Here is a 14,513-nt window from a genome sequence, read left to right as displayed (position 1 = left end):
CGGGGCACGCACACCACCCGTCACAACAGCGGTGGTTCCTGCTGGCCGCGCCCCACCGGACCGCGGCCCGAAAGCACCTCGCCGTACGCCTGCATCAGGTCCGGCAGCCGCAGCGTGGCCAGGTCGTCGCGGGTGGGGGTGGCCGGGTAGCCGGAGAGCCTCAGGTCGCGGTACGCGCAGCTCTTCTCGTACAGCGTGCGCAGGAACCGGCCGTTGCCCAGCTCGTCGATCCAGCCCTGGTCGACGACGTGCCCGCTGATGCTGCGCAGCTCCTCCAGTGCCTCCTCGTCCCACGCGTCACCGTTCTCGGTGGCCAGCACCCCGCCGATGGCGGTCAGCTCCAGCGGGCGGTAGCTGGGGAAGTCGACGCGGGTGGTGAAGCGTGAGGAGAGCCCCGGATTGACGGCCAGCAGGCGGTCCATGCCCTCCGGGTAGCCGGCCAGGATGACGACCAGGTGGTCCCGGTTGTCCTCGGCGCGCTTGAGGAGCACCTGAAGAGCCTCGTCGCCGTACGCATCGCCCTTGCTGTACCCGGTGTTGGAGAGGCTGTACGCCTCGTCGACGAAGAGCACCCCGCCGAGTGCCGAGTCGATCAGCTCGTTGGCCTTGACCGCGGTCTGGCCGAGGAACTCGCCCACCAGGTCGGACCGTTGGGCCTCCACCAGATGGTCGCCGCCCAGCAGTCCGAGCGCATAGAAGACCCGACCCAGGATCCGGGCGACGGTGGTCTTGCCGGTGCCGGACGGCCCGGAGAAGACAAAGTGACGTTTCGGCGGCTGTACGGGAAGGCCCTCGCCGGACCGCAGACGAGCCATGTTCAGCTGCGCGGAGAGCGCCTTGACCTGGCGCTTCACCGGATCCAGACCCACCATCCGCTCCAGCTCCGCGAGCGCGTCGGCGAGCAGCGCGGGGTCGGCCGCACCGGCCGGAAAGGACGGCACGGCCGCCCGCACCGGGATGACCGCCTTCTCCCGTACGCCATCACCCACGACCGGCGGGACAACGCCACCGAGCGGCGTCTGGACCCCGTCGCCGAGCCGCAGGTCCCGGCCCTCCGGCGGGTCCGGGCCGATCAGGGTGTCCGCATCGCCGGTGGCGTCCGCGGTGTCCTGGCCGAGCCCCGCGAGCGACATCGCGGCGAAGTCCGTGGAGTCCTCGTACCCGTCCCCCTCGGCGATGGCCGCGAGCCGCGCCGAGGTGTCCATGAAGGCCGGGTCCACCCGGTGCACGGCCCGGTAGAGCGGCAGCGCCGCGGCGCTGCGCCCGGTGCCCTCGTGCGCGCGGGCCAGCCAGTAGCGCAGCTCCTTGCGCTGCGGCTGCTCACTGCGACAGCGCATCAGGGCGGCCGACAGCATCGGCTCGGCCTGCCCGAACACCTCCAGGCGCACCCGCGCCATGCCGCCGAACAGACCCGTCTCGATGCCCAGCAGCGGGTCGTTGACGAGCGGGTCCGTATGCCGTACGAGCTGCTCCCAGTCCTTGACCAGATACGCGCGGCACGCGTGCAGGAAACGCACCTGCGGGTCGGCGTCCACCGGCGGCAGGCCCGCCAGCGCCCGGTCCAGCTCGGGTACATGGCGGCCGTCGAGCCAGTGCGAGGCGTGCGCGAGCAGCAGATCGCGCGGGCTCTCCAGCACGGGTTGCACCCACCAGCCCAGCCAGTACCAGGAGTTGATGGTGCGACGGTGCCGGGCGCGCTGCTCGCCGAAGCGCTCGCGGTGGCGGTACATGCGCAGCAGGGCGGTGGTCGTGTCGACGCGCAGGGCGTGCAGCCCCAGCCAGCCGTCGGCCATGCCGGGATCCATTCGCACGGCGGCCCTGAACTCCTCCTCCGCCTGTGGATATCCGCCCATCGTGTAGGCATCGACACCGCGCAGCCAGGCGAGGTCGGCCGGGGCGTTCACACCCTGCGTGCCGAAGTCCGTCACGTCCACCACAAACTGTGCCCCCCGTGATGTGCCGCCGGGCCGGCGCCCGTCGGCAGGTCGCAGAACCAGATCAGAACCGCCTTGCCGCGGACGGGATTTGACCGCACCGAAGGGCATCGTACCTGTGCAGAGAGCTACGGCCCAAGGGTGGCGCAGGTCGGCCGCACACGGTGACCGAGGGTGAGCGAATGACGCCACTGGGCGGCCCGACGGGGGCTGCGGAGGCAGAACGAAGCCCCCGATCACGGGGGAACAACCGGGGGCTTCGCGTCTGCGGCGGCTCCGGAAAGCCGCACATTGAGAACGTAAGACCTGTACGCCCCCTGGGTCAAGCGGAGTTGAGGCACTCCCGAGGGCGGTTTTCAAGCCGTTTCGGGAGGCGGGGGCTGGTGGTCACGCGCAGTGACCGAAAGGGTCGGCCGCGCTGTCGCTGAGGGCCCACAGTGCCACTTGTACCCCTCCTGCCCCTCCTGTACCAGCGCATTCGCGTACGGGCGGGACGGGTCGGCCGCGAAATGGCGCGTCTCCGCCGCTGTCCACCCGTCCCAGAAGCCGGACTGGGCCGGTCCGTCCCTGCGCCGGCCCCGCTCCCACGACTGTCGCGCGTCCAGATCCATCCACAGCAGCCACGCGAGATCCGGGCGCACCGCCCCGCGCCCGGCTCCCACTCCCTCGACGATCACCACCGGCGCGGGGCCCAGGAGCCGCGGCGGGCCGAAGCGGCGCAGCGACCAGTCGTAGGGGGCGTAGTGCGCGCTCTCGCCGCGGGAGAGCGGTCCGGTCACCTGCTCGCGCAGCCGTCCGGTCCAGGCGAAGAGCTCCTCATGGGTGGCCAGGTCGTCGAGATGCAGTACGGGGGCGCCGCCGAGCGCCGCCGCGAGCCGGGCCGCGAAGGTGCTCTTGCCCGAGCCCGCGTGCCCGTCGACGGCGATCAGCCGCACCGGGCCGCAGGAGGGCGGCAGTGCGGTCAGCAGGGCGGCGAGCCGGTCGAGGTGTTTCACTCTGTCCACCCTAGGAGATGTCCGGCCCCGGGCGCCTCGCAGGTCACACCAGTGGTCGATACCAATATTGGTGGGAACCACGCGGTGTCAGGTGCTGGCAGAAGTCCGCCGTAACCGACCATAGTTGGGCCCACTGTCGTGCACCTGCCGCGCCATCCGCATCTCATTTGGGGGTCCATGACCATGACCAGATCCGCTTCGCGCCGAACTGTTCTGACCGCCGCAGTCGCGGTGGCGGCGGGCGCGGCCGCGGCATCCGCCGCGGTCCCCGCCGCCGCTTCGCCCACCGGTGCAGCGGCCGCCCCGCGCACCCCGCTCGTCGACAACCGGTTCTGGTCCACCTACCGGGACTGGCGGGGCGGCGCCGGCTCGGGCACCAGGGTCGCGGCGGGCCGCCGGCCGTCGCTGGTCATCGCCACGCCGTCCGGCCGCACCGAGTACACCGATCCGCACACCGGCACGACCTCCACCTGGGAGAGCGCGACCTGGACCTCGCCGGTCCACCGGTGCCCGGTCCCCGCGACCGAGGTCATCGCCTCCTGGAACGCGCACACCCCGGCCGGCACCTGGCTGGCGGTCGAGCTGAGCGGCACCTACTCGGACGGCGGGAAGACGCCCTGGTACGTGCTGGGCCGCTGGGCCGCGGGCGACACCGACATCAAGCGCACCTCCGTCGACGACCAGAGCGACGGCAGGAGCAGCGTCTGGACCGACACCTTCGCCATCGACGACCCGGCGAGCGGCCTGCGCGTGGCCTCGTACCAGCTGCGGCTGACGCTGCACCGCAAGCCCGGCACCCGGCTCACCCCGGCGGTCTGGCGGGCCGGCGCCATGGCGTCGGACATCCCGGACCGCTTCACCGTCCCGGCTTCCACGCCGCGGGCCGGCCGGGAGCTGATCGTCCCGCGCTACTCGCAGAACACGCATGTCGGGCAGTACCCGGAGTACGACAACGGCGGTGAGGCATGGTGCAGCCCCACCTCCTCGCAGATGATCATCGAGTACTGGGGCCGCAAGCCCACCGCACGCGACCTGGCCTGGGTGAACCCCGCTTTCGACGATCCGCAGGTCTGTCACGCGGCGCGCTACACCTTCGACTACCAGTACGACGGCTGCGGCAACTGGCCCTTCAACGCCGCGTACGCCGCGACGTACAAGGACATGAGCGCGGTCGTCACCCGGCTCCACTCGCTGAGCGACCTGGAGACCCTGGTCCGCGCGGGCATCCCGGTCATTACGTCGCAGTCCTTCCTGGAGAAGGAGCTGACGGGCGCCGGCTACGGCACGGCGGGCCACCTGATGACGGTCATCGGCTTCACTCCGGACGGCGACGTGATCGCGAACGACCCGGCATCGCCGAACAATCAGGCCGTACGCCGCGTCTACAGACGACGTGAGTGGGAGAACATCTGGCTCAGGACCAAGCGCTACAACGCGGCGGGGAAAGTGGTGTCCGGCACAGGCGGCGTCTGTTACGTCTACTGGCCCGCCCACCCGAAACTCGCCCAGCAGCGGGCTCTGGGAGCCGTCGGCATCCGCTGAGCCGTTGGAGGCCCCGGGGTGCGTGACCAACGTCATGTACCTCGGGGCCGGTCCCGCTGTCACTGTGGGGCGTCTCTCGGGGGACATCGACTGCCACGCGACCGAGTGGGATCCCATGACTGCCGCGACCGTGAACACTGCCGAAAGCGCCCGCGCCCGGACCGGCGGCCCCAAGGACGGCCCCAAGGTGCTTGAGCACCTGCTGGGCTGGACCCTGGTCGTCCTCCTGGCCATGTTCGTCACCGGCGCCGGACTCATGTGACCCGAAGCCGAATCTGCCCAGCCGGCGCTCAGGCGGCCCGGGTGAGCTCCTCGTCGGCCCTCCAGCGCTGACGGGGGACGCCCATCAGCCCGTACAAGGGTGAGCGCGAGATGGGGATGGGCGGCGCGGCTGCGCGTCCGTGGGCCATCGCGTCGCACCGACCGCTCCCACCACTGGAGTTGGCGCCCCGCCGGCAGGGCGAAGGTCGCCCCGATCGCGTACGACCAGAACAGCGCCGCCTGGATCTGGATCACGACGCCTCCAGCGTCAGCCCGTCGGTGACGATCAAGTCCGAGGTGACCAGGGCCTGTTCGGCGCTGACATCGGTCATGAAGACGAAGGGCGGCACAACGGGAGGCACCGGCAGGCCGTCCGGGGTGAAAGTGAGGCACAGGATCCCCTGGAGGCATCCGCTGAACTTGGTGAGGTAGAGCGTCACATCGCCGCTCAGGTCCAGGGTGTCCGCGCCGAGGGCGAGTTCGTCGTGGCCGTCGCGGGTCTTGAGCCGGTAGTCGGAGAGGGACGCGGACCGCATCTTGAGGACCATCGCCTTCACCGGTCCTTCGACCGTCTGGACCTCCCGCACCCCGGCGATCAGAAAGCCGTCCGGGGCGAAACGGGATGTGGTCACGGTCGGCGTCGTGCGCGGCACGAGGACGGCGCCGGGCTCCGGTGCCTTGTGCACCGGGCCGCCGCCGAGCGTGGCCAGCAGGACGACGGGCAGCGCGGCCGCGAGGGTCCGTGGTCCCTGCCCGTCGTGCAGCGGTGAGCGCTCCTGCTCCTCCTGCCCGTCCGGGGCGGGCGTCCAGCCGAAGCCCATCGCGCTGCCCGCGATCCCCAGCCCCATCCCGACCAGGAACCCGCCCAGATTCGTCGCGGCGAAGGACAGCACCGACAGCAGCAGCGCGTTGATGCTCACGTAGTGGCGGGTGTGCGGCAGGTACCACAGGAACAGCCCCGCGACGATCAGCGCGAGCCCGATGCCGATCGCCGCGAGCCCGCCGAGCCCGAGACTCACCAGGACCGTCAGCGGCGACAGCGGCACGAGCAGCAGCTCGACGCCCCCGAGCAACAGCAGCAGTCCGCCCCAGAACGGCCGGGTGCGCCGCCAGGCCCGCAGACGGCGCCGCGCGTCGGGGTACGGGAGCCGCTTCTCCAGCCGGCCCCTGACCGGATTCGTCAGAAGCACTTCTTGCCGTCCAGGCTCACATCGATGCTGAGCCCCTTCAGCCGGAAGTTCCCGCCGGTCGCGGACCAGGCGTGCGACTTCACGCCCGCGACCTCGATGTCCCCGGCCTGCAGCCCGAACTTCCCCGCCTCGCCCTTCACCCCCGGCACCTGGTCGAGGGTCGAGGCGTCCCGGCCGATCTCCGCCGTACCGAAGCGGGCGTCACCGACGAGGTCCTCGGCGTCGATGACCAGGCTGCTGGCCGTCACCTCACCGGCCTTGCCGCCCGCGGTCAGCTTGAAGACGACTTTCCCGACGGGCGTCTCGACCTCGGCGGCCTGGCAGATGTCGCTGAGTCTGGCGTCACCGATGCCAAGGAGCGCGACGGGATGCCCCTTGCCGTCCGCCGACCGGTCCGTCTGTACATAACTGGACAGCCCCTGGCTCGTCAGTTTTCCCGACGCCACCTGGAAAGTCGTGCCCGAGACGGCGAACGACGCGGCCAGCGCGCCCTCGCCCATCATGGAAGCCATCACCCCGACCGCCAGCACCGCCGGCATCGCGACGACCGCGGTCTTCTTCCAGGCCGTTCTGCCCTCGGCAGGTGGCCGCTTGGCTGCGCTCACTGTGTTCCTCCCGTACGTCGTCCGGTGCGCAGGGGGAGTGCGTGGAGGTGCGTGGAGGTGCTTGGAGGTGCGTTCAAAGCATGCTGAAAGCACCTCGAAATACCGCCGACAGGACGACGCGGGACCGGAGTTGGGCAGGTCTGTCATACTGCGGGGATCCTGTGGCAGTTGGAGACTAGGGCCGAATTTGAATATTAGTCAACAGCGCGGATCGACCGAACGATCCCAGCTGCGCCGCGCCGAACTCCTCGCGACCGGAAGGAAGTTGTTTGCCGACACGTCGTACGACGCACTGTCGATGGACGACATCGCCCGGCACGCGGGCGTCGCCAAGGGCCTCATCTACTACTACTTCAAGAGCAAGCGCGGCTATTACCTCGCCATCGTCGAGGAATCGGTCGCCGAACTGGTCGCGCGGGCGGGCAGCGACACCGACCTGGCGCCCACCCAGCGCCTCCAGCGCACCATGGACGGCTATCTGCGCTACGCCCAGCACAACCAGGCGGCGTACCGCACGATCGTCACCGGCGGCGTCGGCTTCGACACCCAGGTCCAGGCGATCCGCGACGCGGTGCGCGAGGAGCTGATCGCCACCATCGCGGAGGGTGCCTACGGCCGCCGTGACATACCGTTGATCGCCCGACTGGCGCTGATCAGCTGGATGACCGGCGTCGAAGGGGTCACGCTGGACTGGCTGGGCCATCAGGAGCTGGACCGCGACGAGGTGCGTGAGCTGCTCGTGCGGCTGCTGCGCTCCACTCTTCGTACGATTGGGGAGCTGGTCCCCGAGTGCCCGGCGCCGGCGCCCGCCCCATGACCCGTGACGGAACCCCTTCCATCGGGCATACTCAACCCGCCACAGCCGCTGGCCAGCAACTTCCGTGATCCGGGAGTACGCGGAGCGGCTCTGGTAGTGAGACCCGGCGGCGCCGCCACACCCTGCGCGTGCGACCGCCGCAGTGCCCGAAAGGGAGGAGTACGCCGCAATGCCCGACCGCGCCCCGCAGCCGGTGGAACGACAGCTGCCCACCGAAGAGTCCCGGGATCTGCTCGCGCTCGTACGCGACATGATCCAGCGCGACATCGCACCCCAGGCGGCAGCGGAGGAGGACGCCGGGCACTTCCCGCGCCCCGTCTTCTCGCTGCTCTCCGAGTCCGGCCTGCTCGGCCTGCCGTACGACGCCGAGTACGGCGGCGGCGACCAGCCGTACGAGGTCTATCTTCAGGTACTCGAAGAGCTCGCCGCAGCCCGCCTCACGGTCGGCCTGGGCGTGAGCGTCCACAGCCTCGCCTGCCACGCGCTGGCCGGATACGGCACCAAGGAGCAGCGGCGCGAGCACCTGCCCGCGATGCTGGGCGGCGGCCTGCTCGGCGCCTACTGCCTCTCCGAGCCCGCCTCCGGCTCCGACGCCGCCTCGCTGAGCACCAAGGCGGTGCGCGACGGGGACGACTGGATCATCACCGGTACGAAGGCCTGGATCACCCATGGCGGGATCGCCGACTTCTACACCGTCCTGGCGCGCACCGGCGGCGAGGGCGCCCGGGGCATCTCGGCGTTCCTGGTGCCCGGCGACGCAGCGGGCCTGACCGCGGCGCTGCCCGAGAAGAAGATGGGCATGAAGGGCTCGCCCACCGCCCAGCTGCACTTCGACGGCGTACGGGTGGCCGACTCGCGCCGTCTCGGCGAGGAGGGCCAGGGCTTCGCGATCGCGCTGTCCGCGCTCGACTCCGGCCGTCTGGGTATCGCGGCCTGCGCGATCGGCGTGGCGCAGGCGTCGCTGGACGAGGCGCTGTCGTACGCGACGGGAAGGCAGCAGTTCGGCCGGCCGATCGCCGACTTCCAGGGGCTGCGCTTCATGCTCGCGGACATGGCCACCCAGATCGAGGCGGGCCGGGCCCTGTACCTCGCGGCGGCGCGCCTGCGGGACGCCGGGCGGCCGTTCTCACGGCAGGCCGCCATGGCGAAGCTGTTCTGCACGGACGCGGCGATGCGGGTGACGACCGACGCGGTCCAGGTGCTCGGCGGCTACGGCTACACCCTGGACTTCCCGGTCGAGCGCTTCATGCGGGAGGCGAAGGTGCTCCAGATCGTCGAGGGTACGAACCAGATCCAGCGCATGGTCATCGCCCGCCACCTAGCGGGGCCCGAGTCCCGCTGATCCGCTCTGCCTGCTCCACCCGGGCTCCGGCCAGCCGGGGGACGCCACGAGCCGGACCCACTCCGGGTCGCGGCGTCCCGGCAGGGTCCGCCCCGCGCTGTGCCACTGGTACATGAGGGCGCGGTAGAGGGGCGGATCCGCAGGCTGCGGAACCGATTCTTCCGGCATGGGGGACGCATGGCGCCGGCGTCCCTCACCGATCGCGGTGGTGAAAAGCTGGGTCATGCATGACCAACTGCGCCAGGCCGCCGGGGTTATCGCCCGGCCGATTCGAGCGTCTGTTCATGGTGTGACCGTCCCGTGGGCGGACGGCGGGCGGGCGGTGACACGAGTATGGCCCTGAACGCAGTTTCTGACGTACCGTCATATCTGCCGCCGGGGGCCGCGCCACCTGGTGGCGCCGCATCCCGTCAGGGGGTGTCCGGCGGCTCCCCGTTCACGCCGCGGTGACCCGGCGAACGCCCCACGTCCGCGCCCAGGAGGACAGCCATGGCCGAGGACCGCCCCATCGCGCTCGACGAATACCCCATCCACCAGGCCCCGTTGTCGATGAAGCATGTCGCGACGGGCGACCGCAACGCCTACGACCGGTGCATCTTCCACCTGGTCGACCACACCGGCCGCGCCCTGCTGATCGCAGGCCTCGGCGTCTACCCCAACACCGGGGTGATCGACGCCTACGCGACGCTGCGCATCGGTGATCAACTGCATGCCGTACGCGCCTCCGACGCGCTCACCGACGACCGGATGAACCTCCGCGTCGGCCCGCTGCGGATCACCGTCGACGAACCGCTGCGCCGCTTCACCCTGCACTGCGACGCCGACCCGGAAAACCCGGACTCCCTGTCGTACGACATCACCTGGACCGCGGACTTCCCCGCCGTCTGGGAACCGCACCACGTCCAGCGGCGCGGCGACCGCCTGATGCTCGAAGGGCGCCGCTTCGTCCAGGCCGGCGGCTGCACGGGCGTGATCCGCGCCGGCGGCGAAGAGATACCCGTCGCGGCGGGGGAGTGGACGGGGACACGCGACCGCAGCTGGGGCGTGCGGCCCATCCCGGGCGAGGACGGCGGCCGGGCCGCCGAGGAACACCGCCCCGAGGGCTTCCACTGGCTCTGGGTCCCGGTGCGCTTCGACGACCGCTTCCTGATGGTGATCGCCCAGGAGGACGCCGACGGACACCGCAACCTCAACGAGGCACTCTGGGTGCGCGACGGCGAACACGACATCCAGCTCGGCTGGCCGCACGCCGACATCACCTACCGTCCGGGAACCCGTCACCCGGAGAGCGCCGTCATCCACCTCTCCGACCCCGCCCGCAAGCCGCTTGAGCTGGGCGTGGAGATCCTGAACTCCTCGCCGTTGGCCGTCGGAGCCGGCTACCCGCCCGCCACCGACTGGCAGCACGGCACCTGGATGGGCCGCGACTGGACAGACCGGCGCACCTACGACCTGTCCGACCCCGCGGCCCACCCCATGGCGGCGTACGGCGTCACCGACCACGCCGCCCGCTTCACCCTCGACGGGCGCATCGGCCACGGCATCTTCGAGCACGGCACCTTCGGCCGACACGACCCCAGCGGCTTCACCGGCTACGACTCGGTGGCGCCCTAGGGGGCGCCCGGTCGATCTCCGCGGCGTCGCGGGCCCCGGCGCCCACGCACGGCACGGACGGCACGGACGGCACGGCACGGCACCGCTCACGCACGGCACCGCGCGCTCGGCAGGCACGTACGCCCGGGGCGCACGCCGGGGGCCCGCAAGCCCGCGCCCGCTTATTCGGTGCCCCATCGACCCGCACAACCGGGGCCCGCACCCCCGCAGGCCTCCGAGCCCCGTCAGCACTAAGCCCTGGCCTCCCAGCGGGCCGCCACCTCAGGGGCTCTTGGTCCCGGGGCCCCGGAGCCCGCGAATCGTGAAGTTCCGGAGTCCCCCAGACGGGAGTACCGCCATGACCACCGCACCTCGCCCCCGCACCACCACCCGCGACCCCGAGGAGCTCGGCCGCCGCCTGACCGCCTGGTTCGCAGGCCGCCTGCCCGGCGCGCGCGTCACCGGCGTCCACGCCCCCGCGTCCAACGGCATGTCCAGCGAGACCCTGCTCTTCGACCTCGACCACCCGTCGGCCCCGGCGCCCCGCTGCGCCCTGCGACTGGCCGCGGACCCGGCGGCGTACACCGTCTTCCCCGTCTACGACATGGCCCGCCAGCACCGCGTCATGAGCCTCGTCGCCGAGCACACCGGCGTCCCCGTGCCGCGCGCCCTGTGGCTGGAGGAGGACCCCGGCCCGCTCGGCGCGCCCTTCTTCGTCATGGAGCGGGCCGAGGGGCGCGTCCCGCCCGACGTCATGCCGTACACGTACGAAGGCAACTGGCTGCACTCCGCCACCGACGCCGAGCGCGCCCGTCTCCAGGACGCCACGCTCACCGTCCTCGCGCGGCTGCACGACCAATTCCCGGCGAAGGAGGCGCGGTTCCTGCTGCCGCCGGGCGCGGGCAGCCCGCTGCGCCGCCATGTCGAGGGGCAACGGGCCTACTACGCCTGGGTGGTGGACGGCGTCGCCCGCTCACCCCTCATCGAGTCCGCCTTCGACTGGCTGGAGACGCACTGGCCCGAGGAGTCCGCGCCGGCCGTGCTGAGCTGGGGCGACGCCCGTATAGGCAACATCATTTACGACGGTTTCGAGCCCACCGCCGTACTCGACTGGGAGATGGCGGCCTACGGCCCGCGCGAACTCGACCTGGCCTGGACGGTCTATCTGCACCGCTTCTTCCAGGACCTGACCGAGTCCATGGGACAGCCCGGCCTGCCGGGCTTCCTGCAGCGGGCGGACATCGAGCGTCGCTACGCCGAACTCACCGGCCACACACCGCGGGACATGGAGTTCCACACGCTGTACGCCGCCCTGCGGCACGCCGTCCTGATGCTGCGCATCGGCTACCGGCAGGTGCACTTCGGTGAGGTCCGGGTCCCCGCGGACCCGGACACCATGATTCTGCACAGGGCGTCACTCGACGCCATGGTGCGTGGGACGTACTGGAGTGCCGACTGAGTCAGGCGGCGCGCCGCAGCTGCGCGGCCTTGAGCGGGCGCGAGCCCTGACCGCCGACGTGCGAGAAGGGCTGCGTCCGCCAGTCCAGTCCCTGGGGGAGTGTCAGAATCAGCGCGGTCTCCTGCTCCTGCACGTCCAGGGACGCGTCGGCGGGCTTGGCGTCCGACGACGGCCGGCCCGTGCCGGTGCACGCCGTGAGCCCGAACGGGTTCCACGGGGTGGGGCACTTCGCGTGCTCGGGCAGGACGGTCTCGTCCGCGAGCAGCGCGATGGGCTGGGTGCAGTCCGGGCAGAGCACCCGGTACATCTCGAAGGTGTCGTAGTCGTCGAACTCGTCCTCATCGACGGATTCGAAGGATTCGACAGATTCGACAGATTCGACGGACTCCGGTCCGGTACGTCCGGTGCGCTTCAGTCTCTGCATGGAAGTTCTCCCCCTCAGGTGGGCCGACAAAGGCACTGCGACCTCGACCACAGCAAGCACTTCCCGTCGCGCTCGCGCGGTAACCGTGCAGGCTCGGTGGACACGGCCACAACCCTGTGGTCTTCGTCACATGCCCGCCGCAGGTGCCCCCGCGGACCGCCTCAGGCTGTGCCGGAAGCCCTCCGGGGCAATAGGTTGATCCGTTATGGAGGAGCTGGATCGTCAGATCGTGGATTTGCTCGTCAAGGACGGGCGGATGAGCTACACCGACCTGGGCAAGGCCACGGGCCTGTCCACCTCGGCCGTGCACCAGCGGGTGCGCAGGCTGGAACAGCGGGGCGTCATCCGCGGCTACGCCGCCGTGGTCGACCCGGAGGCCGTCGGTCTGCCGCTCACCGCCTTCATCTCGGCGAAACCGTTCGACCCCAGCGCCCCCGACGACATCGCGGAGCGGCTCGCCGAGGTCGACGAGATCGAGGCCTGCCACAGCGTCGCGGGCGACGAGAACTACATCCTCAAAGTGCGGGTCGCCACCCCCCTCGAACTGGAACACCTGCTGAGCCGGATCCGCTCCCTCGCCGGGGTCTCCACCCGCACTACCGTGGTCCTCTCCACCCCGTACGAGGCGCGCCCCCCGCAGCTCTGACCCCGCGGGCAAAACCCCCCGCGCGAGGGGCGAGACTGGTCGGCATGACCGAGCACAACGCCCCAGGGGCCGCCGAACACCGCACCGTGCTGCTGCGCGGTGGAGAAGTCCACAGCCCCGCCGACCCGTTCGCCACCGCAATGGTCGTCGAGCGGGGACACGTCGCCTGGGTGGGCTCGGAAGGGGCGGCCGACGCCTTCGCCACGGGCGTCGACGAGGTAATCCACCTCGAAGGGGCGCTGGTCACCCCGGCGTTCACGGACGCGCACGTCCACACCACATCCACCGGCCTCGCGCTCACCGGCCTGGACCTGTCCACGGCGCGTTCGCTCACCGAGGCCCTGGAGCTGGTACGGGCCCACACCGCCGCCCGCCCGGACGGGCAGGTCGTCCTCGGGCACGGTTGGGACGCCACGCGCTGGCCCGAGCAGCGCCATCCCTCGCGCGCCGAGCTCGACGGGGCGGCGGGCGGCCGACCGCTGTACCTGCCCCGGGTCGACGTCCATTCGGCCGTCGTCAGCACGGGGCTGCTCGACCTGGTGCCCGGGGTCACCCGGATGGCGGGCTATCACCCCGAAGGACCGCTCACCGGCGCGGCCCACCACGCGGTGCGCACGGCCGCCCACAGGGCGATCACCCCGCGCCAGCGGGCCGACGCGCAGCGCGCGGCGCTCGCGCGGGCCGCCTCGCTCGGCATCGGCGCCGTCCACGAGTGCGGCGGGCCGGACATCTCCGACGAGGAGGACTTCACCGGCCTGCTGAGGCTCGCCGCCGAGCAGCCGGGGCCACAGGTCTTCGGCTACTGGGCCGAGCAGGTCGCCGACGCCGAGGACGCCCGTCGCATCCGCGAACTCGGCGCCATCGGCGCGGCCGGCGACCTCTTCGTCGACGGCTCCCTCGGCTCGCACACGGCCTGCCTGCACGAGCCCTACGCCGACGCGCCCCACACCGGCGCCGCCCACCTCGACGCGGCGGCCGTCGCCACCCATGTGACGGCCTGCACCGAGGCCGGGCTCCAGGCGGGCTTCCACGCCATCGGGGACGCCGCGGTCGGCTCCGTGGTCGACGGGGTGCGCGCGGCCGCCGAGAAGCTCGGTATCGCCCGGGTACGCGGCGCCCGCCACCGTATCGAGCACGCCGAGATGCTCACCCCCGCCACGATCGCCGCCTTCGCCGAGCTGGGCCTCACCGCCTCCGTGCAGCCCGCCTTCGACGCGGTCTGGGGCGGCTCCGACGGCATGTACGCGGGGCGCCTGGGCGCCGAGCGGGCCCGTACGCTCAACCCGTACGCCGCCCTGCTGCGCGCGGGTGTGCCGCTGGCCTTCGGCTCCGACAGCCCCGTCACCCCCCTCGACCCTTGGGGCACGCTGCGCGCCGCGGCCTTCCACCGCACGCCCGAGCACCGGATCTCGGTGCGCGCCGCCTTCGCCGCCCACACGCGCGGCGGCTGGCGGGCGATCGGCCGGGACGACGCGGGCACCCTGGTTCCCGGCGCGCCCGCCGACTACGCCCTGTGGCGCACCGACGAGCTCGTGGTGCAGACCCCGGACGACCGGGTCGCCCGCTGGTCGACCGACCCGCGCTCGGGAACGCCGGGGCTGCCGGATCTCACTCCCGGCGCCGAACTCCCCGTCTGTCTGCGGACGGTGCTCTTCGGACAAACAGTTTTCCTGCGACCGAATGAGTGATGTGTACGGGCCCGATA

Annotated in this window: 13 protein-coding genes; 8 read left to right on the top strand and 5 right to left on the bottom strand. The window is 71.6% G+C overall.

Features of this window, described 5'->3' with window-relative positions; all coding sequences use genetic code 11:
- Positions 1 to 20: 20 nt before the first annotated feature.
- Both ABCR94_RS19740 and ABCR94_RS19735 read right to left on the bottom strand, forming a co-directional pair.
- Complete coding sequence (locus ABCR94_RS19740) at positions 21 to 1,937, bottom strand: AAA family ATPase (RefSeq protein ID WP_347120821.1); 1,917 nt, start codon at positions 1,935 to 1,937, stop codon at positions 21 to 23.
- 353 nt (positions 1,938 to 2,290) lie between these two features.
- Positions 2,291 to 2,929, bottom strand: a complete 639-nt coding sequence (locus ABCR94_RS19735; RefSeq protein WP_347120820.1) for a uridine kinase family protein — start codon at positions 2,927 to 2,929, stop codon at positions 2,291 to 2,293.
- Positions 2,930 to 3,112: 183 nt separating this feature from the next.
- Here ABCR94_RS19735 and ABCR94_RS19730 point away from each other — a divergent pair, with 183 nt between their 5' ends.
- Together ABCR94_RS19730 and ABCR94_RS19725 are read left to right on the top strand one after the other, a co-directional pair.
- The gene (locus tag ABCR94_RS19730) at positions 3,113 to 4,471 is read left to right on the top strand and encodes a C39 family peptidase (RefSeq protein ID WP_347120818.1); all 1,359 of its coding nucleotides are present in this window, start codon (positions 3,113 to 3,115) and stop codon (positions 4,469 to 4,471) included.
- A gap of 22 nt (positions 4,472 to 4,493) precedes the next feature.
- Entirely contained in the window at positions 4,494 to 4,733 is a 240-nt protein-coding gene (locus ABCR94_RS19725; protein WP_347120816.1) for an SCO1431 family membrane protein, read from the top strand.
- 250 nt (positions 4,734 to 4,983) lie between these two features.
- Here the strand turns inward: ABCR94_RS19725 and ABCR94_RS19720 are convergent, their stop codons facing one another.
- Both ABCR94_RS19720 and ABCR94_RS19715 read right to left on the bottom strand, forming a co-directional pair.
- Positions 4,984 to 5,922, bottom strand: coding sequence for a DUF6114 domain-containing protein (locus tag ABCR94_RS19720; RefSeq protein ID WP_347120815.1), 939 nt, complete (start codon positions 5,920 to 5,922; stop codon positions 4,984 to 4,986).
- Entirely contained in the window at positions 5,913 to 6,461 is a 549-nt protein-coding gene (locus tag ABCR94_RS19715; RefSeq protein ID WP_347121359.1) for a DUF6230 family protein, read from the bottom strand. Before ABCR94_RS19715 ends, ABCR94_RS19720 begins: the two co-directional genes overlap by 10 nt.
- Positions 6,462 to 6,714: 253 nt before the next feature.
- On the opposite strand from ABCR94_RS19715, the gene ABCR94_RS19710 reads away from it, so the two are divergent.
- From ABCR94_RS19710 to ABCR94_RS19695, 4 genes are all read left to right on the top strand, one after another.
- Complete coding sequence (locus ABCR94_RS19710) at positions 6,715 to 7,344, top strand: TetR/AcrR family transcriptional regulator (RefSeq protein ID WP_347120814.1); 630 nt, start codon at positions 6,715 to 6,717, stop codon at positions 7,342 to 7,344.
- A 169-nt stretch (positions 7,345 to 7,513) separates the two neighbouring features.
- Entirely contained in the window at positions 7,514 to 8,686 is a 1,173-nt protein-coding gene (locus ABCR94_RS19705) for an acyl-CoA dehydrogenase family protein (RefSeq protein ID WP_347120813.1), read from the top strand.
- Between the two features lie 489 nt (positions 8,687 to 9,175).
- Positions 9,176 to 10,300 (top strand): Rv3169 family protein, encoded by a 1,125-nt coding sequence (locus ABCR94_RS19700; protein WP_347120811.1) that lies wholly within the window; start codon positions 9,176 to 9,178, stop codon positions 10,298 to 10,300.
- A 337-nt stretch (positions 10,301 to 10,637) separates the two neighbouring features.
- The gene (locus ABCR94_RS19695) at positions 10,638 to 11,738 is read left to right on the top strand and encodes a phosphotransferase family protein (RefSeq protein ID WP_347120809.1); all 1,101 of its coding nucleotides are present in this window, start codon (positions 10,638 to 10,640) and stop codon (positions 11,736 to 11,738) included.
- A 1-nt stretch (position 11,739) separates the two neighbouring features.
- On the opposite strand, the gene ABCR94_RS19690 is transcribed toward ABCR94_RS19695, so the two are convergent.
- A complete protein-coding gene (locus tag ABCR94_RS19690; protein WP_347120807.1) occupies positions 11,740 to 12,162 on the bottom strand; it encodes a hypothetical protein in 423 nt (140 codons plus the stop codon).
- A 205-nt stretch (positions 12,163 to 12,367) separates the two neighbouring features.
- Here ABCR94_RS19690 and ABCR94_RS19685 point away from each other — a divergent pair, with 205 nt between their 5' ends.
- Together ABCR94_RS19685 and ABCR94_RS19680 are read left to right on the top strand one after the other, a co-directional pair.
- Positions 12,368 to 12,808 carry an Lrp/AsnC family transcriptional regulator gene (locus ABCR94_RS19685; RefSeq protein ID WP_347120806.1) on the top strand — a complete coding sequence of 147 codons (441 nt, stop codon included), beginning with the start codon at positions 12,368 to 12,370 and terminating at the stop codon, positions 12,806 to 12,808.
- Positions 12,809 to 12,852: 44 nt separating this feature from the next.
- The gene (locus ABCR94_RS19680; protein WP_347120804.1) at positions 12,853 to 14,496 is read left to right on the top strand and encodes an amidohydrolase; all 1,644 of its coding nucleotides are present in this window, start codon (positions 12,853 to 12,855) and stop codon (positions 14,494 to 14,496) included.
- The last annotated feature ends 17 nt before the right edge of the window (positions 14,497 to 14,513 follow it).

Origin of the sequence: Streptomyces changchenzhani (genome assembly GCF_039766235.1) — a bacterium.
GTDB lineage: Bacteria > Actinomycetota > Actinomycetes > Streptomycetales > Streptomycetaceae > Streptomyces.
The sequence above is the reverse complement of the archived record's forward strand: the minus strand, read 5'-3'. Positions and strand labels throughout refer to the sequence as shown.